Origin of the sequence: Arthrobacter sp. CAU 1506, from assembly GCF_005047635.1 — a bacterium.
GTDB lineage: Bacteria > Actinomycetota > Actinomycetes > Actinomycetales > Micrococcaceae > Crystallibacter.
On record NZ_SUKC01000004.1, the window covers coordinates 106161 to 132117 of the forward strand.

A 25957-nucleotide genomic window follows, 5' to 3' on the forward strand; every position below is an offset into this window, starting at 1 on the left:
GTTCCCGGCGGCCCGGGAAGGCATGGCGGACCGGTGCGGTAGCCGGAGTGTCCTTGACCGCAGGCACTACAGAAGAACCAGGATCCGGCTTCACGCCGCTATCACTGGCCTGCTCGGTCGACCTGAGGTTCTCGGCCAATCCTGCCCGCCTTTCCAACTTGTCCTGAAGCTGACGCTGGCGCCGGTTATCCCACTCGCCAGCCGAAGCACCACCTGCATGTTGCTCCGCAACGTCCAGTCTATGCCCGCCCCTGCTGCCCCGGCACCCGGAGCCGCGTCACACTCCCCCGGCCCGGCAGGGACGCCTCACAGCCTTGGGCCCCCAGCAGCACACAAGCCGGGGCCCCGGGACAGCGCCACTGACCGTCACACTTCGCCAGAACGCGGAGCGCCGTCAGACGGTGACAGCCTCGTTCCGGCGTCGTTCTTCTACCCGCTGGGCCTGCTTGACCAGCGCCGGTTCCTTCACACGGATCCGTGCGTACATCGGTGCCGCAATGAAGATGGTGGTCGCCGCGCCGATGATGATGCCGATGAAGAGGGCCAGCGACAGGTCCTTCAGCGTGCCAGCGCCCAGGACGAACGCACCGATGAACAGAATGGCGGCCACCGGCAGGACGGCGACAACGGAGGTGTTGATGGACCGGACCAGCGTCTGGTTCACGGCAAGGTTGACCTCCTCCGCGAACGTCCTCCTGGTGGACTTGTCCAAGTCCTTGGTGTTCTCACGGATCTTGTCGAAGACCACCACCGTGTCATACAACGAATAGCCCAGAATGGTCAGGAAACCGATGATCGCCGAGGGCGTGACCTCGAAGTCGCTGAGCGAGTAGATGCCAGCGGTCAGGACCAGCACCACCACCAGCCCGCTGAGCGCGGAGATGGACATCTTCCACGTCCGGAAGTACATCGCCATCATGAACGCCGCCAGCACAACGAACACTACTAGGCCCCAGAGCGCCTGCCGTGTCACGTCTGCGCCCCAGGTGGGACCGACGTACGAGGAGGTCACTTCGTTGGCCTGAACGCCGTAGGCACCAACCAGCTCATCGCGCAGTTGCAGGGTCTGATCATCGTCCAGCCGTTCGGTCTGGATCCGCATGGTGCCCGGCGCGATGTTGGTCACCCGAGGATCGGACTCCGAAGCGACCTTGGCGACGGCAGCTTCGCCCGGTCCGGCGTCGGTGTTCTGAACGTTGGACACGGTGAACTCGGAACCGCCGCGGAAATCGATGCCTAGGTTAAAGCCGCCCTTGACGAAAGGCACCACGATGGAGAGGAGGATGCCGACGATGGCGATGGCGAACCAGACCTTGTACTTGCCGACAAAGTCATAGGAGCGCTTGCCGGTGTAGAGATCGTTACCCCACTTAGCAAAGTTGGCCATTAGTTGCTCTCCTTGTTGGCCCCGCGGCCTGCGCCGCTGGTCGCCTGCTGCTTCTCGGCCGCACGGCGTTCGGCGATGGTCTGGCGGCGGCCCGCTTCGGCAGCTGCCGCGGTGTTCTTGGCCCGGACCGGGGTAGTGCGTTCGCCCGGCTGGCGGACGCGCCCCGCACCTCGGTAGAGCGGCACCGCACCCAGCAACCGCGGGTCAAGGCCGGAGAACCGGTGGCCCTCGCCGAAGAACTTGGTCTTGGCCAGCAGCACCATGGTCGGGTGGGTGAACAGGAAGACCACCAGAAGGTCGGCCACCGCGGTCAAGCCCAGCGTGAAGGCGAACCCTCGCACGTTGCCCACTGCCACGAAGTACAGCACGACGGCGGCCAGCAGGTTGACTGCCTTGGAGGCCAACACGGTCTGCCGTGCACGCTTCCAACCGTTGTCCACCGCGGAGACCAGGCCCCGGCCCTCGCGCAGCTCATCGCGGATGCGTTCGAAGTAGACGATGAACGAGTCTGCAGTCTGGCCGATGGCCACAATCAGGCCGGCGACGCCGGCCAGCGAAAGCCGGTAGTTTTCCGTCCAGCCCAAAATCGCAATGGCAAGATACGTGATCAGGCCCGCCACCACCAGCGACGCAATCGTGACGAAGCCGAGCGCCCGGTACTGGAAGAGTGAGTAGCCGGCGACCAGCACCAGGCCGATGAGTCCGGCGATCAGGCCCATCCGCAGCTGGTCGGCGCCGAGCGTTGCGGAAATCTGCTGCTCGCTTTGGATCTCGAAGCTGATTGGCAGCGCGCCGTACTTCAGCTGTTCGGAAAGGCCGCGCGCGGACTCTTCGGTGAAGTTGCCGGTGATCTGCGGTTTACCGTCCGGGATGACGGCGTTCGTGGTCGGTGCGGAGATGACCTGGCCGTCCAGCACAATCGCGAACTGGTTCCGGGCTCCGGAGAGCCCGAACAGACGTTCCGTGACCGCCTTGAAGGTCCGGGTACCTTCGCCGTTGAACTCGATGTTGACGGCCCACTGGTTCAGGGTCTGTCCCTGCTGGCCGCGGGTCTGTCCGAAGCTGGAGTCGGCGATGTCGGTGCCGGGTACTTCCACCGGGCCCAGGATGTACTTCATTCCGGTGTCCGGTTCGCAGGCAACCATCGGCTTCGCCGGGTCTGCGGGTTCGGCCTCGTTCGCCGCAGCGGCGGGGTCAAGGCAGTCGAGCGCTTCGAATTCCTGGAAGAGTTCGGGTGTGATCCAGTTCGGGTCGCTGAAGTTCTCCGGCTTGGCCGTCGGTTTCGGAATATCCTTCACCGGTGTCCGCTCCGCTTCGGGAACAGCCGCGCCCGTCGCAGCGGTTAGGACCGGGCGGAATTCCATGTCGGCTGATGCCTGGATCAGTTCGCGGGTGCGCTGGTCCGGAATGCCGGGCAGGCTGACCACCACATTGCGGCCGGACTGGGTGGTGATTTCCGCTTCTGCCACGCCGGAGCCGTCAACGCGCTGGCGGATGATCTCCACGGCCTGGTTCAGTTGCTCACCGGTGATCTGGCCTCCGGCACCCTGCACCTTCGGCGCCAGGATCATCTGGGTGCCGCCCTCAAGGTCGAGCGCCAGTTTCGGCGCCCAGCTCGCTTGGTTGGTGAAAACACCGCTGCCGAGGATGACGGTACCGGCGGCAAGCAGCACACCGAGCCATATAAGTGTCCGCCGAGCAATGCTGGTGGAACCGGATCGTGCCATGGAAGATCTTTCTCTCATCGACTCAGGCGGCCGGCCAAACCGGCCGGTACACGGCGAAGTGGCGGGGGCATGCCCCGCCACTGCACGCCGATGTGGCTAAGCCGTCGCTGGCCTACTTGGTGTCTTTGTTCTGCTCTTCGTTGAGGCGCTTCAAGGTCTCCTCGGCGGTTTCCTCCGGGCGGTCGGCCTGCTCGGCGGTCAGCGAAGACGCATCGTCCGGAACCTCGGGGGTCTCCGGCGTCACCACTTCGTTGACGGCCTGCGTGTGCACCGTGGCGGTGTTGCCCGGAGACAGTTCGAGGACAACCTTGTTGTTGTCGGCGTCAACGGAAACGACGGTGCCGAAGAGACCGAACTGCGTCATGACCTCGGTGCCGGGAACCATCTGTTCCTTAAGGCGCTCGGTCTTTTCGCGCATCTGGGCCTGGACCTTCTTCTGCTTGCGGAACATGAAGAAGATCAGCAGCGCGAAAACCGCGAACAACCCAATGGTCATCACGTCGATGCCACCGGACTGCTGCTGGGTATTGGTAGCAGCGAAGAGATTTACGAACACAGGAAATTCCGTCCTAGATGTCTGGGGCGGACCGGCAGGAAATGTCGGACCGTGTACGCAGCCTGCCGGGTTCCTGATGGAACGGCGCACTCCGCACGTTCCTACCATTCTACGCGGTGACCGCGCTTACACGGCCACTTCAGTTGTCGGCGAAATCCGTGTCCGGCTCCAAAAGCTCGGCGAGCAGGTCCCCGGTCTGGCCCGCGGCCAGATGATCGGGCACCGCCAGCCCCAGATGTTGCCACGCGGCGGCTGTGGCGATCCGCCCGCGCGGCGTCCGGCCCAGCAGGCCTTCCCGGACCAAATACGGCTCGGCCACGGTCTCCACCGTCTCCGTTTCCTCGCCGACGGCAATGGCCAGGGTGGACAACCCGACCGGCCCGCCGCCGAACTTGGTAATCAGCGCGGTCAGAACCGAGCGGTCCAGTCGGTCCAGACCGCGCTCGTCGACTTCATACATGTCCAGTGCGGCGGCCGCGGCGCGCGAATCGATTTCGTCGATCTTGTGCACCAACGCCCAGTCCCGGACCCGGCGGAGCAAACGGTTAGCGATCCGGGGCGTGCCGCGGGAGCGGCCGGCGATCTCGGCAAACCCTGCGGAACTTACCTTCAAGTCCAGCAGCATCGCCGAGCGGCGAAGCACCAGCTCCAGTTCTTCGACGGCGTAGAACTCCAGGTGTCCGGTGAAGCCGAACCGGTCGCGCAACGGGCCTGGGAGCAGACCGGCCCGGGTGGTGGCTCCCACCAGCGTGAACGGCGGCAGATCAAGCGGAATCGCCGTGGCGCCGGCCCCCTTGCCCACCACGATGTCCACCCGGAAGTCTTCCATGGCCATGTACAGCATTTCCTCTGCCGGACGGGACATCCGGTGGATCTCATCCAGGAAGAGGATTTCCCCTTCGGTCAACGAGGACAGAATCGCGGCCAAATCGCCCGCATGCTGGATCGCCGGACCGGAGCTGATCCGCAGCGGCGCGTTCATTTCCGCCGCGATGATCATCGCCAGCGTGGTCTTGCCCAGCCCGGGCGGACCGGACAACAGCACATGGTCGGCGGTCCGCTCGCGGATCCGGGAGGCTTCCAGCACCAGCGACAGCTGCTGCCGGACTCTGGCCTGGCCCACGAAATCGTCAAGGTTCTTGGGCCGCAGCGCAGATTCGATGGCCCGTTCCTCGGCCTCCGACGCGGTGGAGACCAGCCGGCCTTCCCCGGCGTCCTCCGCCACGCTACTTCACCCCCGCGGTGCGTCGGGGCGAACCGGTCCGGGCGCCGTCCTGGCCCAGCCGCCGCAGGGTCAGCCTCAGCAGGTCGCCCACATGGCCGGCGGCAGCCGCCTCCGGATTCTCCTCGGCGGTGGTGTCCACGGCCGCCGCGGCGTCCTTGTCCGACCAGCCCAGACCGGAGAGGGCCTGCTGAACCTGGCCCTTCCAACCAGCCGCCTGCTGCGGCGCCACGTCGCCGGTGGGAACCAGTTTGCCGGCGAGCTCCAGCACAATCCTGCCGGCGAGCTTGGGCCCGATGCCGGGGACCTTGCTGAACGCCTTGTTGTCGCCGTCCGCGGCGGCAATCCGCAGCGCTTCGGGCGAGTGCACCGACAGCGCCGCCAACCCCAGCCTCGGACCGACGCCGCTGACCGAGATGAGGGTCTCGAAGACTTCCCGCTGTGCCGCGTCCTCAAACCCGTAAAGGGTCATGGAGTCTTCGCGCACAATCATGGTGGTGGCCAACTGGGCTTCCCGCCCGACGAACAGCGTGCCAAGGGTCTGCGGCGTTGCCTGGACGAGCATCCCGAAACCGTTGACGTCGATCACGGCCGAATTCAACCCCACATGAGCGACGACGCCGCGCAACGAGCTAATCATGATCCAACTCCCAAATCCGGCACTGGCGATGGCCCGGAACCCACCCTCGGAGCGGAGCACGCGAGGGATTGTCCGAACATACTTACGAATAGCTTACGGGCCGCCGCCGACATTACCGGCAACCGCCACACCCGTGACACCCTCCGGCCGGGCAGGTCCAGCCCCGTTCGGGCGCGTTCCGGTCCGGTCAAGTTCGGGCGAAGTTCAGGCGACTCAACGGTGGGTGCGCTTGGCCTTTGCCTCGGCTTCCGCCCAGAGCTTCTGGGCGGCGGTCATGCCGCCGCCCGCCGTCGGCTTGGTGGCTCCGCCGCGCCACGCGTGGGTGATCGCCAACGCCAAAGCATCGGCGGCATCGGCCGGACGGGGCGGAGTGTCCAGCCGCAGGATCCGCGTCACCATCTTGGTCACCGCCGCTTTGTCCGCCTGCCCGTTGCCAGTCACCGCCGCCTTCACCTCGGTAGGAGTATGCAGGGCGACGACGATCCCCCGCCGCGCTGCAGCGGTCATCACCACACCGGAGGCCTGCGCCGTGCCCATCACGGTGCTGACATTGGTCTGGCTGAAGACGCGTTCGACGGCGAGTACGTCCGGTGCGTGGGCATCAAGCCATTCGTCGATGGTCTCGGCGATCTTCAGCAGGCGCAGTTCCAGCGGCATGTCAGGGGTGGTCCCGACGACGCCCACTTGCACCAGCGTGGAGCGGCGGTTCGGCTCGACGTCCACCACGCCCAGCCCGCACCGGGTCAGGCCGGGGTCGACACCCAAGACACGCAAGGCTGTTGCCTGCCGGCTGTCGGGCGTCAGTCGTTCTCGAGTTCGGCGAGGACGTCCGGGCTGATATCGGCGTTGGAGTAGACGTTCTGCACGTCGTCCAGGTCCTCCAGGGCGTCGACCAGTTTCAGGAACTTCCGCGCGGCGTCGGAGTCGAGCTCCACGGCCATCGAGGAAACGAACTCGATTTCATCGGTTTCGTACTCGATGCCGGCTTCTTCCAGACCTGCCACCACGGCGCGCAGATCGGTGGGGTCGGAGTGGACCTCGAAGTTTTCGCCCTGGTCCTTGACCTCTTCTGCGCCGGCATCCAGCACGGCCATCAGCAGATCGTCTTCGGTGAGCTCGTTCTTGGGCAGGGACACCACGCCCTTGCGAGCGAACATGTAGGAGACCGAGCCGGGGTCAGCCACGGTGCCACCGTTGCGGGTGATGGCCAGGCGCACTTCGGAGGCGGCGCGGTTCTTGTTGTCGGTTAGGCACTCAATCAGCACAGCGGAGCCCTGCGGTCCGCGGGCTTCGTAGATGATTTCGGTGTAGTCGATGGTTTCACCGGTCAGGCCGGCGCCGCGCTTGATGGCGCGGTCGATGTTGTCGTTGGGCACCGACGTCTTCTTGGCCTTCTGGACGGCCAGTTCCAGCCCGGGGTTGCCGGAGAGGTCAGCACCGCCGGCGCGGGCCGCCACTTCGATGTTCTTGATCAGTTTCGCGAACGACTTGGCCCGCCGGGCGTCGATCACGGCCTTCTTGTGCTTGGTGGTCGCCCACTTAGAGTGTCCGGACATGCTTAGGCCTCTCCTCTGACGATGCGGATGAATAGTTCGTGGATCCGGCGCTCCCCCGTCACTTCCGGGTGGAAAGAGGTCGCCAGCAAATGCCGCGAACGCACTGCCACAATTCTAGCTGTCCCGTGCAAAGTCTCCGTATGGGATGCCTCCGAGGGTTCCACCGTGGCGAGGACCTCCACGCCCTCACCTACCCGTTCCACCCAGGGAGCCCGGATGAAGACGGCGTGCACGGGCGCCGGGTTCTGCTCCGGGGACGGGGCACTGAACTCCAGACCGCGGAAGTCCAGATCGGTTTCAAACGACTCACGCTGCCGGCCAAAGGCGTTGCGCCGCACCGTAATATCCAGGCCGCCCAGTGTTTGCTGGGGTTCGCCCTTCAGATCGGTGGCCGGATCCGCGATTTCCTCTGCCAGCATGATCATGCCCGCGCAGGAACCGTACACCGGCATCCCGGCCGCGATCCGCTTCTTGAGCGGATCAGCCAGTTCGAAGATCCGCGTCAGCTTGTCGATCGTTGTCGATTCGCCGCCGGGGATGACCAGTCCGTCGACGGCGTCCAGTTCACCCGGCCTCCGCACCGGCATGGCTGCGGCGCCGCTGTGTTCCAGGGCGGATATGTGTTCGCGGACATCGCCCTGCAGGGCGAGCACACCAATCGTGACCACGGTGACGTTTCCTCGGATTCAGAATCGGGCCGCGCGCGTGGCGGCCGTACCGAAAAACACTAATACCATCCGGCCCTGCGGCGTTAAACCACGCCTGCCGCCAGCGCGGGGCCCGCCACCGGCCAGCGGGGTCCGGCGGCGCGCCGGTGCCGGCGGCTTGTATAGTTTCTAGTCATGCGACACCTCTTTGCGACCGTTGCCGGAAAGGCCGTGAAGGCGGTGGCCAGGCTCCGCGGCGGCGGCTCCGCCTTGCCGGGCCTCGTGGCCGAGAGAATCGACCCGCAGTTCCTGCCCCGCACCCTCGGCAACCTGCCGCGCGGCGTCGTCGTGATCAGCGGGACGAACGGCAAGACCACCACCACCAAGATGGTGGTGGAACTGCTGCAGGGCCAGGGCCTGAAGGTGTTCACCAACCGCACCGGCAGCAACTTCACCCGCGGCGTAGTGGCTGCCGTGTTGGGAGATTCGGACGTGCGCGGCCGGCTGGATGCGGACATCGCCGTGCTGGAACTGGATGAAGCCCACGCCGTGCACTTCGTCAAACTGGTGCGGCCCCGCTACAGCCTGCTGCTCAACGTCATGCGTGACCAGTTGGACCGCTTTGGCGAGATTGAGACGACGGCGGGATTCCTCCGCCAGATCGCCGCTGCCACCACCGACGCTGTGGTGCTCAACCGTGAGGACCCGCGCATCCTGGCCTTGGCCAACGCCGTGACGGCGCCGCGGATCGAATACTTCGGCCTGGCCCCGCAGCTTCGCCACATGTTCCCGCACGACGACGAGATGCGGAACGCCGTTGCCGCGGAAGTTCCCGGCGCCACGCCCGGACTCGAGGGAGGCCAACCCGAGGGGCCCCGCGCCGACGTCGTGCTGACCGCCTGCGAGGGTTCCGCCGCCACGTTCCAGGCGGACGGACACCCGATCGAGGTGGAACTGAAGCTGACCGGCGTCTACAACGTGTTCAACGCCGCCGCTGCACTGGTGCTGGCACGCACCGTGCTCGGGCCCGCCGTCGATGAGCCGGCGCTGCTGGCGTCGCTGCAGAATGTCACCCCGGCTTTCGGGCGCGGCGAATCGCTCACCGTCAACGGCCAACCGTTGGATCTGGTGCTGGTGAAGAACCCGGCCGGCTTCCGGCTGGCGCTGAAGTCGTTCCCGGCCGCGGGTTCACGGACCATGATCGCGATCAATGACAATTACGCCGATGGCCGGGACATGTCCTGGCTCTGGGACGTGGACTTCGATTCACTGCGAGAGACCGGCGTTGCCGAGGTCAGCGGTGTCCGGGCGCAGGACATGGGGCTGCGACTGTTCTACGAAGACGTCCCCGTAGGCCGCGTCGACACGGACCTCAATGCTTCGCTGCACCGGTTCATCGCCGACGATCCTGATTCGCCCAAGCGCATCTACTGCACCTACACCGCCATGCTGGCGCTGCGCCGCGAGCTGGGCAAACTGACCGAAGTGGAAGTGGTCTCCTGATGGACGCACCCGTGATCGACCTGCTCCAGCTGTACCCGCGGGACATGAACATTTACGGCGACTGGGGCAACGTCCTGGTCCTGCGCAAGCGGCTGGCCCTGCGCGGTTATGACGTCCGGCTGCATGAGTACAACCCCGGAGACACGTTCCCCGAGCAGGTAGATCTGGTGGTGGGCGGCGGCGGCCAAGACTCCGGCCAGAACAAGATCCAGGCAGACCTGCTGGCCCAGGGCGGCCGGCTCCGGGAACTGGCAGACGACGGCCTGCCCATGCTCGCCGTGTGCGGCCTCTACCAACTGTTCGGCCACCGGTTCACCACCCACACCGGCGAAGTGATCACCGGCATCGGGCTGCTGGATGCCGAAACAGTCGGCGGGCCCACCCGCCTGATCGGCAATACCGTGCTGGACAGCGACGAGTTCGGTACCGTCATTGGGTATGAGAACCACAGCGGCCTGACCACGCTGGGCGTCGAGGTCCAACCCTTCGGCCGGGTCACCAAGGGCGACGGCAACAACGGCACGGACGGCACCGAAGGCGCCCGTTACCGCAACGTCATTGCCACCTACCTGCATGGGTCCCTGCTGCCCAAGAACCCGGCCGTGGCGGATTACTTGATCCGGCATGCAGCAGAACGGCGCTACGGCAGCTTCAACGATGTGGCGCTGGACATCCCGCACGAGGCGGAAGCCCGGACCGACGCCGCTGCCCGGCCGCGCTAGAACACGCAGGTCCCAGCCGCGTTGCGGCGCCAAAGGATCTCAGATCGCCGTTTCTTCGACCGGCGTCGGAATCTTTCGAGGGATGAACACCGCTGCGGCAATGCCGATGATGCCCACAGCGGCCAGCACTATGGTCGAAATCGCGTAGTTGTTGCCAGGTGTGGATGCGATACCGGCGACAAGGATGGTGCCGGCGATCGCCGTGCCGAAAGAGGAACCCAAGTTGGAAACGCTTCGGGACAGCCCCGAGATCTCGCCCTGCTTGGACTCCGGAAAACTGGACTGCACCACGTTCACCGAGGGCGTGAGCATCAAGCCAACGCCCAGGCCGGTGAGCAGCAACCCAGGCGCGAAGGCCCAGGCGACCTGCGTGCCCTGCACAATCCAAAGCCCCAGCAACATACCGGCAACGGTGAGCGCAAAGCCGGTGATAATGAGATCGCGCTGCGCGAACTTCTTCGACAGCGGCCCGGCGGCCAGCGACGATGCCAGCAAACCGACCGTTGCTGCTGTGAAGATTATGCCGGTTTCGATGGCGTTGTAGCCGCGCACCACCTGCAGGAAGCTGGCGACCACGAAGGAGAATCCCAGCAGCATCAGCCATTGCGCATTTTGCGTGATCAGGCCGAGGTTGGACGTGCGGTTGCGGAACAGGCTGAGCGAGAGCAGGGGTTCGTGCCCTGAGCGCTCTTTCGCCCGCACCGACACGAAGAAGCCCACCAGCACCAGCGCCCCGGAGGCGAGCAGGATCAGCATCAGCCAGAGGCTGTTGTCGGCGGCCAGGATGCCCATCACGATCAGGATGAGACCTCCGGCTGAGAGGATCGCTCCCCGCACATCGAATTCACGGGTCGGATCCGGCGGAACGGGGTCTTTCAGGCTGCGGCTGAGCAGCGCGATGACCGCAATAATTAAGGCCTGGAAGACGAACGCTGCACGCCAACTGATCGCCGATGTGATCAGGCCGCCGATCAGAGGACCGGCCGCAGATCCGATGCCGCCCATCGCGCTGATCGCACCGAACGCCTTCGCGCGGGAGCCAAGGTCGCGGAAGATCATGGTCGTGAGGATGTAGACCGGGGGGATGAGCAGCGCAGTGCCGATCCCCTCAAGGATCGAGTTACCCAGGATCAGTACGAGGAGACCAGGTGAGACTGCACTTATCAGTGCGCCGATGCCATAGACAATGAGGCCGAGAAGGAACAAGCGCTTGCGGCCGTAGCGGTCGGTGAGCTTGCCACCCGGAATCATCAACGCGGCCATCACCAGCAGGAAGATGGTGATCGCGACCTGGATCCCCTGCACGGTGGTGTCGAGGTCCTCGCTCATGTCGTTGATCATCACGTTCATGTTTGAACCAGCGAAGCTGCAGATGAATTGTGCGAGTGCGAGTGGGAGCAGCACCCCCCTTGTCTGGATCCGGGCTGCCGGCTCAGTCATGTCGCTGTCCCGTCCTCGCTCACAGAAATACGGTCACCACGGCCCAAAATACGGCGCACGAGAGCCATCAGGATCACCCAGAAAGGATGAGGAAAGTCCACCGGGCGCGGAGAAGACTTTGCTGAGGGTGGGCCGCGTCTTCGGTGACACCAGTCACCACCGGCGCACCGCACGAGGGAGGACCACCATGGCAAACGCTTCAGCTGGGCGGACCGCCGATCCGGGCCGGCCCATCGATCCGGATTACAACGTCGCGGCCGCAGGGACAATCCTCTTCGGCGGGATCATCATGATCGTGGCCGGCGCCTTCCACATCATCCAAGCACTTGTGGCACTGTTCAATGATCAGTTCTACGTGGCTGGTGAGGAGTACATCTTCCACTTCGATCTGACCTCGTGGGGCTGGATCCATCTGCTCGGAGGCATCATCTTGGTGCTCGGCGGGATTTTCCTCTTTCGGGGAGCAATGTGGGCCCGCATCCTGGCGGTTGTACTGGCGTCCCTGAGTGCGATTTTGAACTTTATGTGGCTGCCGTATTACCCCCTCTGGGGCATCATCATCATCGTCCTCGACGTGCTCATCATTTGGGCCGTGCTGGCCCACGCCCGCGACCTGCGATACGCCACGCAGGCCTGACACCTCTGGTTCCACAACGCCGACCGCATCCTGTGCCGCTCAAGCAGGACAGACGGGTGACCTACTCAACTGACGGGAGACCAAGATCATTCGGCCGGGGTGATGCCCCGGCCGTACACGGAAAACTACTCTGGGCGGGTTCTGGACAGCCAATCAGATTGCAAGGGTGATGTTCGTGGCAACAACAGATGTACACGGCCCAATCGACTTTGTGTTGATCGAGTTTCCATTGGAGAAGACTGGCAGCGGCGCCACCGTTGCCGCCTTGATGGACCTGATTCAGCGGAAGGTGGTTTGGGTCTATGACCTCATCATCATTAAGAAAGACGCCGACGGTTCGACCGGCAGCGTCGAGTTGACCGAAGACTCAACCGAAGGCCTGGACGGCTTCGCGTCGCTCGCGTCGGTTCGTTCGGGGCTCTTGGGCGACGATGAAATCGCCGAAGCAGCCTCGGCCATGGAACCGAATACCGCTGCTGCGCTCATCGTTTATGAGAATTTGTGGGCGATTCCTTTCATTTCAGCAGCCCGCGAGGCCGGCGGAGACGTCATCGCGAGTGCACGTATCCCCGCTGAGGACGTCATGGCCGCGCTGGACATGCTTGAGTCGGATTCGACGGTCTGAGGAGGACGCAGACATGGGACTGTTACGAGGAGTAGCTCGCACGGCCGTCGTTGCCGGGACAGCGACGGCTGTGAGCGGACGTGTGCAGCGCCGCCAACAGGCGCGTTGGGATGCCCAAGAGCAGCAACAGTATGAGCATCAACAGTATGAGCAACAGCAACAACAGCAGCAGTACACGCAGCAGCAGCAGTACGCCCAGCCTCAACAGGCATACGTGCAGCCGCAGTATGAGACAGCGTCCGCCCAAGCGGCAGCGCCGGCCGGTGATCCACTGGAACGGCTCAAGACTTTGGGCGATCTCAAGGCGCAGGGACTTCTGTCCGAGGCAGAATTCGAGGCACAAAAGGCGAGGATCCTGGCTGGCTGAATCTAGTCGGCTGACCCGGCCACCACCCACATCGTGCCCTGCAAACTCCGGTCTGCAGGGCACGACGGCGCCCGGCACGCGGCTGTCACGGGCACAGCGGCAACACGGCCAGGGGCGGTCACCACGGCAGTCAGGGCACGACGCCGGCGCGGCCGTTAGGAGTAGAGCGGCACGTCGTCCGCCCGGGGCACGTAGGCAGCACTACGTCGTCCGTCTGGGGTGCGGCAGCGGCACAACAGCCCATCAGGGCCCCGACGCACCACGACTCCCGTCAGGGGCACAGCGGCAGCCGGGAACACGACTGTCAGGGGCACCGGGGCGGCGCGGCCGTCAGGAGTTCAGCGATAAGACCTCGGGGGCTGGCCACCACGCCCGACAGAGGCTCCCCGGCATCCAGGAGCCCGTCAGGTTCCCCGCGGCATCACGGCGTCCGTCAGGGTCGCGGCGGCACGACGGCCCATCAGGGCCCCGACGCGCCATCGGCGCCCGTCAGGGGTTCGGCGGGACAGCTACCCCGCCCGAGGGCTCGACGGGTGCATCGCTGGAGGGCTCGGCGTCCGCCAGCTGATGCGCGGGCGGAGTTCCGATGAACTCGATGAGCGCAACGATGACCACCACGATGATGGTGATGGTGATGACGACGCCAATGGTCGGCTCGGACCAGAACACGAGCACCAGGCCGCCGACGATGACCGTGGCCACCCAGAGCAGTCGCTTGTACCGGTAAATCCAGTTCCCGACCCCGCCAGTGTGCATGCCGGCATGCTCCGCCGATCCGCGCAGCCGAGCGATCCCCCTCGAGGCGGAGGCACGCGCCTTCACGGCCGATGCAGAGGTGCCGGTGAAGTACGCGGCTATCGCCACCACCAGCGCAATCACGGCGGTCAGGCGAAGCGAGTCACGAAGGAAACGCACCAGGGTATCGAAGACCGTCCCAGCCGAATCGCGCGAGAGCACCACTCCCGGCAGCGCCTGAAGGTAGGCAATGCGGCCCACTGCGAGGGCAATCCCCAGCGCCAGCATCGCCGCTACGATGCCGAGGGCCCCCAGCATCACGGCGCGGGCGCGGTGACGCGCAGTCAGCACGCCGGCAACGAACAGGATGCCGGTGATGATCGGCAGCCAGATGCTGAGCGCATTCAGTATCCGGTAAGCGCTCTGGGCTTGCGTGACGGCGTCCGACTGCACCAGGTCGTAGGAGACATCAACGTTGGGGATGTTCTGCGCCAAGCTGAACCCTTCGGCTATGAGGCGCTCCTTCACCTGCGCGACGATCGGCCCGAGGTTGACCGAGATCGTGTCGTTCTGGGCGCTGATGGCTCCGCCCTGGTTGCCTTCCAGCAGATTCACCAGCTGCTGGTGGGCGATCTCGTTTGATCGGTCCCACACGGTGTCGAACTGCGGGCTGCTGATCGTTTGCTGCACCCGGCTGTGAACAAAGTTTTCGACACCCGAAATCATCGGCTGTTGCAAGGCAGTCAGCGCGGCTTCGGCACGTGGCGGCAACCCGAGGTTGGAAATGGCGTTGAACGCTTCGTCGGTGATCGCCTTCAGGTCCACATGGGTGAAGATGGCGTTAGTGACGGCGTCGGTCAGGTCCGCCTGCACGGAAGGGTCGTTGATCAGCGGGCTGACCGTTTCTACATAGCGGTCGGTGTCAGACACCACGCTGCCTGCCCACACGCCCACCACCGAGATCGGCGCGAGCACACACGCCAGCGTCAGCAGTACTGCTGAGCCGACCGATCGCCAACGGTGCCTTTCGGCCCGTCCGTGCCCGCCGTCCAGCGCCTGAACACGTTCGGCTTCAAGTTCGGCCACCCGGGCCCGCAGCCGTTGCAGCTCCGCGGCATCGGTCATTCCTGGATCCGTCATCGCTGGCTCCGTTCAGGCGCACTGTCGTTCCGGCGGGCACTGTTGCCACAGGATTCATCCGTTGACTTCAGTCTCCCGCCGGGATGACTGCCTGTTCATCATCTGGGAAGGATGAAATCGTGAAGCCGCACAAAGCAAAACGCCCGGTGCCGCACCTTCGTGCGGGACCGGGCGTTCGCCGTCGTTAGTTCTTACCAGCCGCGCTCCGCGAGGCGGTGCGGCTGCGGGATTTCGTCCACGTTGATGCCGACCATTGCTTCGCCCAGGCCGCGCGAGACCTTGGCGATGACGTCCGGATCGTCGTGGAAGGTGGTAGCCTTCACGATCGCGGCGGCACGCTCGGCCGGGTTGCCGGACTTGAAGATGCCGGAGCCAACGAACACGCCGTCGGCGCCCAGCTGCATCATCATCGCGGCGTCGGCCGGGGTGGCGATGCCGCCCGCGGTGAAGAGCACCACCGGCAGCTTGCCGGTCTGGGCAATTTCCTTGACCAGTTCGTACGGGGCCTGCAGTTCCTTGGCCGCCACATAGAGCTCGTCTTCGGGCATCGCGGACAGGCGCTTGATCTCAGAGCGGATCTGGCGCATGTGGCCGGTGGCGTTGGAGACGTCGCCGGTGCCGGCTTCGCCCTTGGAACGGATCATCGCGGCGCCTTCGTTGATCCGGCGCAGCGCTTCGCCCAGGTTGGTGGCACCGCAAACGAACGGAACGGTGAAGTTCCACTTGTCGATGTGGTTGACGTAGTCGGCCGGAGTCAGCACCTCCGACTCGTCGATGTAGTCCACGCCAAGCGACTGCAGCACCTGCGCCTCGACGAAGTGGCCGATGCGGGCCTTGGCCATTACCGGGATGGAGACTGCTTCGATGATGCCGTCCACCATGTCCGGATCGCTCATCCGGGACACACCGCCCTGTGCGCGGATATCCGCCGGCACCCGCTCGAGGGCCATCACGGCCACGGCACCGGCGTCTTCGGCGATGCGGGCCTGTTCGGGCGTTACGACGTCCATGATGACGCCGCCCTTCAACATCTCGGCCATGCCCCGCTTTACCCGGCTGCTGCCGGTCACGGGGGCGTGAGTTGACGTTGCTTCACTGCTGGACACTAAGAGCCCCTAGGAGTCGGTCGAAATCGTACATCTCATCATACGTCCGGCCCCGTGGACCGGCTCACCGGTGACGTAACCTTCTTGAACGCCCGACGGCGGCGGCCCGCCTTGCGTCGTCGTCCCGCCGTTCAGGCAGCCAGTCGGGTCTGCCGGTAGACGGTCATGATCCGCTGGATTACGGTCAGCAGGCTGGCCGCGGCAAGCAGCACCAGGACCACCAGCAGCACCACTTCCGGCAGGCCCAGTCCGGTGAACCCGGTGAAGACCAGGACGGCGACCAGCCGCTCGGAGCGTTCGGCGAAGCCGACGGCGGCGGTGCATCCGAGCGATTCGGCTTTGGCCCGGGCGTAGGAGACCAGAGAGCCCAGCAACAGGCACACGAGTGCGAAGACGGCGATGGCCGGGTTCTCTCCCCCGGTAAAGAACCAGATGGCCACCCCGGCGAACACTGCGCCGTCGGCCAACCGGTCAAGCGTGGAGTCCAGAAAATTGCCCCAGCGGCTGCTGCGCTCCAGCATGCGGGCCATCAGGCCGTCCACCATGTCGGAGAAAACGAACGCGGTGATGAAGACCGTTCCCCAGAACAGCTCCCCCATCGGGTAGAAAACCAGCGCCCCGACGCAGACTCCGAGCGTGCCGATGATCGTGACGGCGTCCGGTGAGACTCCCATCCGGATCAGGACACGGGCCAGCGGGGTAAAGAGCTTGCCGAAGAATCCGCGCGCGTACTTGTTCAGCATCGCCGCGTTACCGTGCAGGCCAGGCGTCGGCTACCTGCTTGCGGACCTCGTCCAGGGTCTGGGTGATCGCTTTGGTCTGCGCGATGATCGGGAAGAAATTCCCGTCTCCGCCCCACCGCGGCACCACGTGCTGGTGCAGATGCGCCGCAACGCCTGCTCCCCCGGCTTCGCCTTGGTTCATGCCCAGGTTGAAGCCGCTGGGGTTCGCTACCTTCCGCAGTACGCGCATGGCGGTCTGGGTCAGCTCGGCGAACTCCGCGGTCTCCTCTGGGGTGATGTCCGTGTAGTCGGGCACATGGCGGTAGGGGCAGACCAGCAAGTGGCCGGGGTTGTACGGGAACAGGTTCAGCACCACGTAGGCGGTCTCGCCGCGATGGACAATCAGCGATTCCTCATCCGGCCGGGACGGCGCGACGCAGAACGGGCACTCGTCCTTGTTCTTGAACTGCCCCTGGCCGCCCTTGACGTAGGCCATCCGGTGCGGCGTCCAGAGCCGCTGGAATGCATCCGGGACTCCGGGCAGCTCGAAGCCGTCCGTTGTCTCGTCATCCGTGCGGTCCATCTCGGCTTCCCTGGTCGTCCCGGCCATGGTCAGTTGCCGCGCCTGGCGACAGCCTGCACAATGCGCGACACTGCCTCGTCCACCGGAATGCCGTTGTCCTGGCTGCCGTCGCGGAAGCGGAACGAGACCGCTCCGGCTTCGGTGTCCTCGCCGCCGGCGATCAGCACGAACGGCACCTTGTCCTTGCTGGCGGTTCGGATCTTCTTCGGGAAGCGGTCGGACCCCAGATCGGCCTCGGCGCGGATGCCTTGGGCCCGCAGCTTCGCCACGATCTCCAGCATGTAGTCGTTGAAGCTCTCCGCCACCGGAATGCCGACCACCTGCACGGGAGCCAGCCAGGCCGGGAAGGCTCCGGCGTAGTGCTCGATCAGCAGACCCATGAACCGCTCCACAGACCCGAACAGCGCGCGGTGGATCATGACAGGCCGCTGCCGGGATCCATCGGCGGCCTGGTACTCCAGCTCGAAGCGCTCGGGCAGGTTAAAGTCCAGCTGGATGGTGGACATCTGCCAGGTCCGGCCGATCGCGTCCCGCGCCTGCACCGAGATCTTCGGGCCGTAGAAGGCGGCTCCGCCCGGATCCGGCACCAGTTCCAGGCCGGATGCTTCGGCCACCTCGGCCAGGGTGCGGGTGGCTTCGTCCCAGACCTCGTCGGAGCCCACGAACTTTTCCGGATCCTTGGTGGACAACTCCAGGAAGAAATCGTCCAGTCCGTAGTCCTTGAGCAGGTCCAGCACGAAGTTCAGCGTGGTGGTCAGCTCGTCCTTCATCTGCTCGCGGGTGCAGTAGATGTGGGCGTCGTCCTGAGTCATGCCGCGCACTCGGGTCAATCCGTGGATCACACCGGATTTCTCGTACCGGTAGACCGAACCGAACTCGAACAACCGCAACGGCAGCTCACGGTAGGACCGTCCGCGGGAGCGGAAGATCAGGTTGTGCATGGGGCAGTTCATCGGCTTCAGGTAGTAGTCCTGGCCGGGCTTGACTACCTCGCCGGTCTCCGGGTCCCGGGTTTCGTCCACGTGCATCGGAGGGAACATGCCGTCCCGGTACCAGTCCAGGTGGCCGGACACCTCGTACAGATTGCTCTTGGTGATGTGCGGGGTGTAGACGAATTCGTAGCCGGCCTCGGTGTGCCGCTGCCGCGAGTAGTCTTCCATCGACTTGCGGACAATCCCGCCCTTGGGGTGGAAAACGGGCAGGCCGGAACCCAGTTCGTCCGGGAAGGAGAACAGGTCCAGTTCGGCTCCCAGCCGGCGGTGGTCGCGGCGCTCGGCCTCCGCCAGCCGCTCCTGGTAGGCCTTCAGGTCGTCCTTGGTGGGCCAAGCGGTGCCGTAGATGCGCTGCAGCTGCTTGTTCTTCTCGTTGCCGCGCCAGTAAGCGGCGGCCGAACGGGTCAGCGCGTACGCGTTGGAGATCAGCTTGGTGTTGGGCAGGTGCGGGCCGCGGCAGAGGTCCTTCCAGACCACTTCGCCGCTCTTGGCGTCCACGTTGTCGTAGATGGTCAGCTCGCCGGCGCCAACTTCGATGTTGGCTCCTTCACCGGCCTCATCGGAGTGGCCCTTGAGCCCGATCAGCTCTTCCTTGTACGGCTCCCCGGCCATCTCGGCCAAGGCCTCGGTCTCGGAGACGCTGCGGCGGACGAATCGCTGGTTGGAATTGACGATCTTGAGCATCATCTTTTCCAGCTGCTTCAGGTCCTCCGGAGTGAAGGGCTCATCGACGTCGAAATCGAAGTAGAAGCCGTCGGTGATGTACGGCCCGATGCCAAGCTTGGAGTCTTTGCGCAGCTGCTGCACGGCCTGGGCCATGACGTGGGCGGTGGAATGGCGCAGCACGTTCAGCCCGTCGGGCGAATCGATGGTCACGGCTTCCACCTTGGCGCCGGCCGGAATGGGCTGGTCCAGGTCTTTCAGCTCGCCGTCAACGCGGACGACGACGACCTCCCGCCGGGTGCCGAAAAGGTCGGCTCCCGTCGTGCCCTCGGTCACCTGGTTCTCTTCGCCGTCGACGATGAGGGTGATGTTCTGGGGCGCTGACACAGAGGTCTCCTAAATGTTTGGCTGCGGCCGTCACTGCAGCGACATACGTGGGCGCTGCAAGCCTCTACGATCGTATCCGCTGACGAGTTGCCGGACCAACATCGGCGCGGCCAGACCGGGGACGACCACCGCGCCGCATCACGGGGCCTGTCATACGCGAGGCCGGTTCGCTGCAAGGCATGTTCGTCGCAGCATCAAGGCCAGGCGGAGCCTAGAAGGGCGGTGTCTGCGGCTGAGCTGGCCAACCTTCAAAGGGACTCGACGTCCTGTCCGGGCTGGCGGATTCGGCGGGGTCCCGCATGCTGATAGCGAGTTCTTCCTGCCTCGGGGCCTGCGGCGCACTGACCCTGTCAGCCGAGGGATCCGGGGCATTCGGCCGCAAAGTTGGCTCGCTTCCCGGCAAAGGACCGCCGGAGTGCCCGGCCCCTTGCCCATCCGTTGCCGGTCCCGGCTGGCGTTCGGGCAGTTGGGCGTGTTTGAGCCAGACGTGGTTGCGTAGTGGTTTTTGCGTAGGATCCACATCGGGCGGCGGGAAGAACCATGCGATGCCATTGATGACTTCGATCCGCCAGTGTCCTTCGTGGATGAGGTGGTGGTGGTGACTGCACAGCAGGACGCCGTTGTCGGTGGATGTCGGGCCGCCCTTTTCGAACCATTGGATGTGGTGCACTTCTGTCCACGTTGAGGGTGCGGTGCATCCGGGGAAGGCACAGCCTCCGTCCCTGGCGATGATTGCCAGCCGCATGTACTTCGGAAACAGTCGCTGGGACTGGCCGACGTCGAGGATCAGGCCCATGCCGGCGAGGACCACCGGAATGATGTCCGCATCGCAGGCCATGCGGCGGATGGTCTTTGCGCTGAGCGGGCCGGAGAATGTGCTGGCTCCCGGTCTGCCGAGGTCGGAGGCTAGGTCCTGGTAGTCAATGGTGACCAGCAGTTGGGGACGGAGTCCGCCCGCCGCCGGCAGCAGGTCCGTGGCAAGAGCGACGTTGCAGGCACCGACCAAACCGTCAAGGTGCCGCTGCTGTCGGGTCCGACCGTCTAGCTCCTGGCCAGATGCGGCGTCGGGATCAGTATCGTCCGGGTGGTTCGCGTCCCCGATGACGCTGCGCGGATCGGCGGCTGTCGGCCGGAGCGCAGGCGCGTTTCCGACACAAGCGTCTTCGCCGGCTGCGTCTTCACCGGTAGCAGGGCTGGCGCCGGTACCGAACCCGATAGTGCCGGCGGTAGCAGTGCCTTCCCGCAGGCGGGGATTGGTAGCCGTGTTGTACACGGTTGCCAGGACCTCATTCTGCTCATCGGTGGCGTTGATTTCGTAGCAGTGCAGGCCGTTGCGTCGGCCTCGGTAGAACAAGCCCTGACGCGCCTTCAGCTCCGCTGCCGTCAGATCGGTGCCGCCGGGATGTAGGCCACCCTCCCACTGCCGGATCAAGAGCCTCAGGGAGTCGACATCGTAATCGGCCGCGTGCTTGACCAATGCCTCTTCCATCTGGCGCAGCTGGTCGGGTGCAGCGATCCGACGCAGCCCGTCCACGGCCCTCCGGATCAGGTTCGCGGCCTGGCCGGACACCTGCCCTTCATCCAGCGCACGGGCCAAGACCGGCAACCGGGGCGGCGGGGCCGGTGTGCCTTCGGGAACCGGCCGCGGTTCCGTAGCCTCAGCCAGCTGAAACCTGCGCGCGGCCTCCTGCCGGCCAATGCCGAGCTTCGCCCGCAGAAAATCCTCATTCGACTTGAAGGCGCCACGCTTCGGCCGGTGCGGGTCGTCCGGATCATGTGGCTGATCTGTTTCTCCCACAGCCGCGATGTTCTGCGCCTTGATAATCCGGGCCAGGATCAGCTGGGTCTGGGCCACTGTATTGGCCAGCTCTTCCACCTGCGCTGCTGTGCTGGCCACCCATTTGGTGCTGCGGGTCAGGCCGTCAGCACGGAGCCGATCATTAACACCGGCGACCTCGGCACGCAGTCGGACCAACAGAGCGGAATCATCCTGCCCTGCTCCCGGAGCCGCATCCAGCACTTCGATCGCCATAAATCCAGCCTATGAAGCGCTGGAAAGCGGCAGCAGTGGCGTGAGCACTGATGTGGACGCGCTGCAGCAAAAAGGCGGATGTGTAGGTAGGGTGGGCGCGGTTCGAGCTACCGGTGGCGTGGGGAGTCCGCTCCACGGGCTCGATCCTGATGGTCAGGGTAAAGACGAACAGCAGCAACAGTCACGCCAACCTCTGGCAACATCACGGAGCAGCATAAACAGGGGCGTTGCGCCGCGCCTTGGAGCAGTACCGCCAGAACCCACGCGGCACCCATCATCCGCCCGGCCTTTACCCGGCCACCTGACCCGCCAGACTCCGTCCGGCCGGCTTCACCCGGCCCGGGACGGACGGCTTCCGGCCAGCCAGGGTTCTGCCGGGCCGCGGTTGTCGAGGCCTTCCTCGGCCATGCGGCGGGCGAGCTCGGCGGTACTCAGTGGTCTGGAAGGGTGTGCTGCCGGCGGTGCGTCAGGGGCCCGAACGTGCGTCGGTTCGGGACGGACCGTGTTTCCCGGCAGCGGCAGACGGGCAGTATCGGATAGGTCCCAGGCCTCAAGTGCCTGCAACCCGAGTCCCTTGGGGCCGGTCCGGCGAGTGAGCCCGCGGATGAGCAGCAGCTCGGTCCCGAACAGCAGTGGGCCGGAGCGTTCCTGTGCCTCCTGGAAAAACGTGGCGTCTACACAGCCGGTGCCGTCGTCCACACTGATGAAAACCACCCGGCGGCCGCCGCGCATAGGCGGGGTTTGGGTAGCGACCCGGATGCCGGCCACCATCACTTCGCTTCCGTTGCGCAAGCCCAGCAGGTCCTTGGCCGGTGTGACCCCTAGTTGTGCCAGCAGCGGCGCGTAGCTCTCCATCAAATGGGAGCTGGCGTCGATCGAGAGCAGGTCGAGTTCGGTGCGCACCATGTCCACCGCCGTCGGTTCGGGGAAGACCGGGACCAGGTTGCGCAGCTCCAGATCACCCAGCGGCAAGGACAGCTGGCCTTCGCTGGGCTGGTAGCGCTTGGGCACCGGGCGCGCGGCTGGCTGGTCCAGGTGATAAACCAGGTCCGTCCGGCTGGCAGCTCGTCCGCCGCGTTGGCCGGTAGCCCGGTTCAGTTCATCGAAGGCTCCCAGCTGGGCCAGGCGTTTTAGCGCAGGTTTGCTGACCTTGCCCCGGGCCCGGAGGTCGGCCAAAGATTCGTACGGCTGTCCGGCGACAATGCGCCGGAGCTCTGTAGCTGAGAGCCCGTAGATGCCGGCAAGGCTGAGCCGGATGCCCAGCTTTTCTCCGGCAGCTGACGAAACACGTTCCACCCGGTAGCGGTCAGTGCTGCGGTTGATGTCCAACGGCAGAATCGGAATACCGAGGCGCCGCGCCTCGGCCACCAACAGGCGGCGCGGATACATCCCCGGGTCGTGCTCCCAGAGCCCGGCAAGGAAGGCCTCCGGATGGTGTGCTTTCAACCACGCGGTCTGGTAGGTGGGGACGGCGAAAGCGGCACCGTGGGCTTTGCAGAAGCCGAAGCTGCCGAAGGACTTCAAGGTGGTCCAAACCGTATCCACTACGTCCGGCGGGTATCCCCGGTCCAGCGAAGCTTTGCGGAAATAATCCTCCACCGCCGGTTCCGCTTCCTCGTTGCCCAGCAGCCGGCGGAATTCGTCCGCCTTGGCCAGCCCGCATCCGGTAAAGACATCAAAGGTCCTCAGGACTTGTTCGTGGAAAACAGTCACTCCATGGGTTTCTTTCAAAACCGGGATCAGGTCCGGATGAGGGAAGCGCTCCGGAGCCCAACCGTGGCGCTGCTCCAGGAACGGCCGGACCATGTCAGATTGCATGGGTCCTGGCCTGAACAGCGAAATGTCGATGATCAGGTCGTTAAAGTCCCGCGGCGCCATCTTGCCCACCAGTTCGCGCTGGCCCGGGGATTCGATCTGGAAGCATCCCAGAGTGTGGGTGCTGCGGATCAGCTCGTAGGTCGGCTCGTCGTCCAGCGGGACCTGTTCCAGGTTGATTGTCCCGTCCGCGGCAATGTACCCGGGCCCTTCCCCGTCCTCATCCACCGGATGTTTTCCGGCCGCTGTCACAGCTTCCTTGGTGGGGTGAATGCGGGCGATTTCGGCGAGCGCGTAAGCCATCGAGCTCTGCATCCGCACACCCAGCACATCCAGTTTGAGCATGCCCATCGGGTCCATATCGTGTTTGTCGAACTGGCTCATCGGCAGTCCCAGTCCGCTGGGCTGGGTTGGGGTACGGTCCAGCAGCGAGGTGTCTCCCAGGATTACCCCGCAAGGGTGCATGGAGATATGCCGGGGCAGCCGGTCCAGCCGTTCGGTCAGATCCACCAGCAGATCCAGTTGCTGGTTCTGCTCAACCTGGGCCGAGAACTCGCGCAGTTCAGGCTTCTCTGCCATTGCCTCACGGAATTTGCGCGCGGAGAACCGCCAGAGCTGCTTGGCGATACCTGAGATTTCGTCCTCCGGCAGACCAAGTGCAAGGCCGGCGTCACGGACCGCTCCGCGGGCGCGGTAGCCGTTCTGCATACTCATCAGCGTGACCCGCTCGCTGCCGAATCGGTCGAAGATCTTCTGGTAGACGTTGTGCCGTTCTGCGCTTTCCACATCAATGTCTATGTCCGGCAGGGTTGAGCGGTCCTGGGAGAGGAAGCGTTCGAAGATCAGCCCGTGGTCCAGCGGGTTTACGTGACTGATATAGAGCAGGTAGTTCACCAGGCTGGAGGCGCCGGAGCCCCGGGCTGAAGCCCGCACGCCCATGCCGGTAATCATTCGCGACACTTCGGCCACCGTCAGGAAGTAGGAGGCGAAGCCCAGCCGGGAGATGATGCCCAGTTCATGTGTCAGCCGGTCCCGCAGTTCCTGTTCTGCCCGTCCGGACATTCCGCCAAAGCGCTCTGCGATGCCGGTTTCACAGCGCTGTAGCAGCTCGGCCATTGGCTCCCCGTCGATTCCGATCACCGAGGCTTCCGGGACCACGGGATGTTTGAAGCCCATGTCTTGGTACGGGTCCATCCGGCACCGGTCCGCCACGGCTTCGGTCGTGGACAGCAGGCGGTGCACGTCCCGGCTACCGCCGCCGGCTGCCTGGACGATCTCCCGGGCCAGCGCCTGCATCTGGGCAGGCGATTTCAGCCAGCCCTGGGCGCTGGGCTGCAGGTCAGGCAGTTTGGACAAGGCGGTCAATGTCCTGGCCGAGTCCAGCACATCTGCGGTGGCTGCTCCGTCTTCTTCGCAGTAGCGCACGGCATTGGTCAACACGGCTGGAATCTTCAGCTCGCCGGCAAGGTTGAGCATCCGCACGGCATGGGCGGTGCTCAGGTTCTCGCCGGGGGCACTGAGATGGGAGACGATCTCCATGGCCAGCGATCCGGCAGGCAGTACTGTGCGCCAGTGGCCGGCCAATCTGCGGGCTTCGGTGTAGCTGCGGCGGCGCAGTGCCTGACCGACCTCGGACATCGGACCCAACAGCACCGTAAGGGCAGTTCCGCCGTCCGGGGTACCGGCATGCCGGGCGAGTTGCTCCAGCGTCACCCCGGGCGTCCGGTGCCTGCTCCCCCGTCCGCTGCCAGCCGTACCGTCATGCGCTGCCGAAATCAGGCGGCAGAGCGCATGGTAGCCGCTGCCTTGGTTCCCACCATGTGCCAGCACCACAACGCGCCCGGTGTCCCGGCCGCCGTCGTCCTGGACTGCCAGATCCACGCCGACTATCGGATCAATCCCTACGGCCAGGCAGGCCTTGAGGTGCTTGACCGTTCCGTAGAGCCCGTCACGGTCCGTGCAGGCCAATGCATCCGCCCCGAAGGAAGCGGCTGCATTGGCCAGCTCATCGGGCCAGGAGACACCGTAGTGGGCGCTGAACGCCGTGGAGACATGAAGATGGGTAAAGCTCATTGGTCATTCCAAACGCCTCATTCAAGGCTCAGGATCGTTATCCGGCAGAAGCCGCAAACCGGGCGGGAAAATACTGTTTGGCACCAGCGTGTTTGCGCTCAGGCGCTCAGTTCCCGGACCGCATCATGTACACGGATCAGTCGCCAGCGGTCAGCATCCACCTGGTGGGAAAGATCCAAGGTGCGGATTTGGGATCTGCCGTTCAGCCGTGCCTGAACGCGCCAGATTTCATGGTCCACCAACCCGGCTCCCCTGCCCCGCTCTGCACGCAGCTCTTCCGCCCACCATTTGCGGCGTTCATACCAACGCACTGGCTCAGCGACGATCCGGTAGCTCCTGCCCTGCCACCGCAGCCGCAGCGGCTGTCCGGCAGGGGAACAAACAACTTCGACAGCTTCACTGAAAACACCCATGTCCCAGTCACCTTTCATCTGGACAACGGGTCAGAGCTTGCAGCACGCGCCCCTGCACCAACACGCCTGCCGTAAAACTTGACCCTTTTATTCTATTCGAATATGTGTTCGAATCCAAGATCAAGCGTAGGGTCAGGCACTGACAAAATCAGAGCGGGAAGAAGGCCCTGTGGATGGACGCCGCGGGCCATCCTTAGCCTTCGACGGACGCCGCGGGCCATCCTTAGCCTTCGACGGACGCCGCGGGATCTTCCCCTGCCCTGGATG

Annotated in this window: 22 protein-coding genes; 5 read left to right on the top strand and 17 right to left on the bottom strand. The window is 64.9% G+C overall.

All coding sequences use genetic code 11. The features are described from left to right. Nucleotides 1-394 precede the first annotated feature (394 nt). The 8 genes from secF to pdxT form a co-directional block, all read right to left on the bottom strand. The gene (gene secF / locus E4J89_RS06795; protein WP_136785378.1) at nucleotides 395-1387 is read right to left on the bottom strand and encodes a protein translocase subunit SecF; all 993 of its coding nucleotides are present in this window, start codon (nucleotides 1385-1387) and stop codon (nucleotides 395-397) included. Further along, on the bottom strand, nucleotides 1387-3114 hold the full coding sequence (gene secD / locus E4J89_RS06800) for a protein translocase subunit SecD (protein ID WP_136785379.1): 1728 nt from the start codon (nucleotides 3112-3114) through the stop codon (nucleotides 1387-1389). Before secD ends, secF begins: the two co-directional genes overlap by 1 nt. Before the next feature lie 112 nt (nucleotides 3115-3226). Further along, complete coding sequence (gene yajC / locus E4J89_RS06805; RefSeq protein WP_346763376.1) at nucleotides 3227-3670, bottom strand: preprotein translocase subunit YajC; 444 nt, start codon at nucleotides 3668-3670, stop codon at nucleotides 3227-3229. A 139-nt stretch (nucleotides 3671-3809) separates the two neighbouring features. Beyond that, nucleotides 3810-4868, bottom strand: coding sequence for a Holliday junction branch migration DNA helicase RuvB (gene ruvB, locus E4J89_RS06810; RefSeq protein WP_136785490.1), 1059 nt, complete (start codon nucleotides 4866-4868; stop codon nucleotides 3810-3812). A gap of 28 nt (nucleotides 4869-4896) precedes the next feature. Further along, entirely contained in the window at nucleotides 4897-5532 is a 636-nt protein-coding gene (gene ruvA / locus E4J89_RS06815) for a Holliday junction branch migration protein RuvA (protein ID WP_136785380.1), read from the bottom strand. 213 nt (nucleotides 5533-5745) lie between these two features. Then, nucleotides 5746-6306 (bottom strand): crossover junction endodeoxyribonuclease RuvC, encoded by a 561-nt coding sequence (gene ruvC / locus E4J89_RS06820; protein WP_136785381.1) that lies wholly within the window; start codon nucleotides 6304-6306, stop codon nucleotides 5746-5748. A 26-nt stretch (nucleotides 6307-6332) separates the two neighbouring features. Next, the gene (locus tag E4J89_RS06825) at nucleotides 6333-7088 is read right to left on the bottom strand and encodes a YebC/PmpR family DNA-binding transcriptional regulator (RefSeq protein ID WP_136785382.1); all 756 of its coding nucleotides are present in this window, start codon (nucleotides 7086-7088) and stop codon (nucleotides 6333-6335) included. A gap of 2 nt (nucleotides 7089-7090) precedes the next feature. Beyond that, nucleotides 7091-7774 (bottom strand): pyridoxal 5'-phosphate synthase glutaminase subunit PdxT, encoded by a 684-nt coding sequence (pdxT, locus tag E4J89_RS06830; protein ID WP_136785383.1) that lies wholly within the window; start codon nucleotides 7772-7774, stop codon nucleotides 7091-7093. Between the two features lie 156 nt (nucleotides 7775-7930). On the opposite strand from pdxT, the gene E4J89_RS06835 reads away from it, so the two are divergent. Together E4J89_RS06835 and E4J89_RS06840 are read left to right on the top strand one after the other, a co-directional pair. After that, a complete protein-coding gene (locus E4J89_RS06835; protein WP_136785384.1) occupies nucleotides 7931-9238 on the top strand; it encodes a Mur ligase family protein in 1308 nt (435 codons plus the stop codon). Beyond that, nucleotides 9238-9960 (top strand): glutamine amidotransferase, encoded by a 723-nt coding sequence (locus E4J89_RS06840; RefSeq protein ID WP_136785385.1) that lies wholly within the window; start codon nucleotides 9238-9240, stop codon nucleotides 9958-9960. The genes E4J89_RS06835 and E4J89_RS06840 overlap by 1 nt, the downstream gene beginning before the upstream one ends. 39 nt (nucleotides 9961-9999) lie before the next feature. On the opposite strand, the gene E4J89_RS06845 is transcribed toward E4J89_RS06840, so the two are convergent. Next, nucleotides 10000-11400 carry an MFS transporter gene (locus tag E4J89_RS06845; protein WP_136785386.1) on the bottom strand — a complete coding sequence of 467 codons (1401 nt, stop codon included), beginning with the start codon at nucleotides 11398-11400 and terminating at the stop codon, nucleotides 10000-10002. Nucleotides 11401-11587: 187 nt separating this feature from the next. Here E4J89_RS06845 and E4J89_RS06850 point away from each other — a divergent pair, with 187 nt between their 5' ends. From E4J89_RS06850 to E4J89_RS06860, 3 genes are all read left to right on the top strand, one after another. Continuing rightward, the gene (locus E4J89_RS06850) at nucleotides 11588-12037 is read left to right on the top strand and encodes a hypothetical protein (protein WP_205754431.1); all 450 of its coding nucleotides are present in this window, start codon (nucleotides 11588-11590) and stop codon (nucleotides 12035-12037) included. Nucleotides 12038-12212: 175 nt separating this feature from the next. Next, complete coding sequence (locus tag E4J89_RS06855) at nucleotides 12213-12662, top strand: DUF6325 family protein (RefSeq protein ID WP_240691764.1); 450 nt, start codon at nucleotides 12213-12215, stop codon at nucleotides 12660-12662. 13 nt (nucleotides 12663-12675) lie between these two features. Next, nucleotides 12676-13029 (top strand): SHOCT domain-containing protein, encoded by a 354-nt coding sequence (locus tag E4J89_RS06860; protein ID WP_136785387.1) that lies wholly within the window; start codon nucleotides 12676-12678, stop codon nucleotides 13027-13029. A 489-nt stretch (nucleotides 13030-13518) separates the two neighbouring features. Here E4J89_RS06860 and E4J89_RS06865 read toward each other — a convergent pair whose 3' ends face one another. The 8 genes from E4J89_RS06865 to E4J89_RS06900 form a co-directional block, all read right to left on the bottom strand. Then, nucleotides 13519-14904, bottom strand: a complete 1386-nt coding sequence (locus E4J89_RS06865; protein WP_136785388.1) for a hypothetical protein — start codon at nucleotides 14902-14904, stop codon at nucleotides 13519-13521. 191 nt (nucleotides 14905-15095) lie between these two features. Then, the gene (gene pdxS, locus E4J89_RS06870; protein WP_136785389.1) at nucleotides 15096-16010 is read right to left on the bottom strand and encodes a pyridoxal 5'-phosphate synthase lyase subunit PdxS; all 915 of its coding nucleotides are present in this window, start codon (nucleotides 16008-16010) and stop codon (nucleotides 15096-15098) included. A 131-nt stretch (nucleotides 16011-16141) separates the two neighbouring features. Further along, nucleotides 16142-16753 (bottom strand): phosphatidylinositol phosphate synthase, encoded by a 612-nt coding sequence (pgsA, locus tag E4J89_RS06875; RefSeq protein ID WP_136785390.1) that lies wholly within the window; start codon nucleotides 16751-16753, stop codon nucleotides 16142-16144. A gap of 7 nt (nucleotides 16754-16760) precedes the next feature. Continuing rightward, nucleotides 16761-17315, bottom strand: coding sequence for an HIT domain-containing protein (locus E4J89_RS06880; protein WP_136785391.1), 555 nt, complete (start codon nucleotides 17313-17315; stop codon nucleotides 16761-16763). Nucleotides 17316-17344: 29 nt separating this feature from the next. After that, nucleotides 17345-19357 carry a threonine--tRNA ligase gene (thrS, locus tag E4J89_RS06885; RefSeq protein ID WP_136785392.1) on the bottom strand — a complete coding sequence of 671 codons (2013 nt, stop codon included), beginning with the start codon at nucleotides 19355-19357 and terminating at the stop codon, nucleotides 17345-17347. Between the two features lie 211 nt (nucleotides 19358-19568). Then, nucleotides 19569-21389 (bottom strand): HNH endonuclease signature motif containing protein, encoded by a 1821-nt coding sequence (locus E4J89_RS06890; protein WP_136785393.1) that lies wholly within the window; start codon nucleotides 21387-21389, stop codon nucleotides 19569-19571. Between the two features lie 330 nt (nucleotides 21390-21719). Further along, complete coding sequence (gene dnaE / locus E4J89_RS06895) at nucleotides 21720-25277, bottom strand: DNA polymerase III subunit alpha (protein ID WP_136785394.1); 3558 nt, start codon at nucleotides 25275-25277, stop codon at nucleotides 21720-21722. Nucleotides 25278-25375: 98 nt separating this feature from the next. Beyond that, on the bottom strand, nucleotides 25376-25690 hold the full coding sequence (locus E4J89_RS06900; protein ID WP_136785395.1) for a DUF6504 family protein: 315 nt from the start codon (nucleotides 25688-25690) through the stop codon (nucleotides 25376-25378). Nucleotides 25691-25957: the final 267 nt, after the last annotated feature.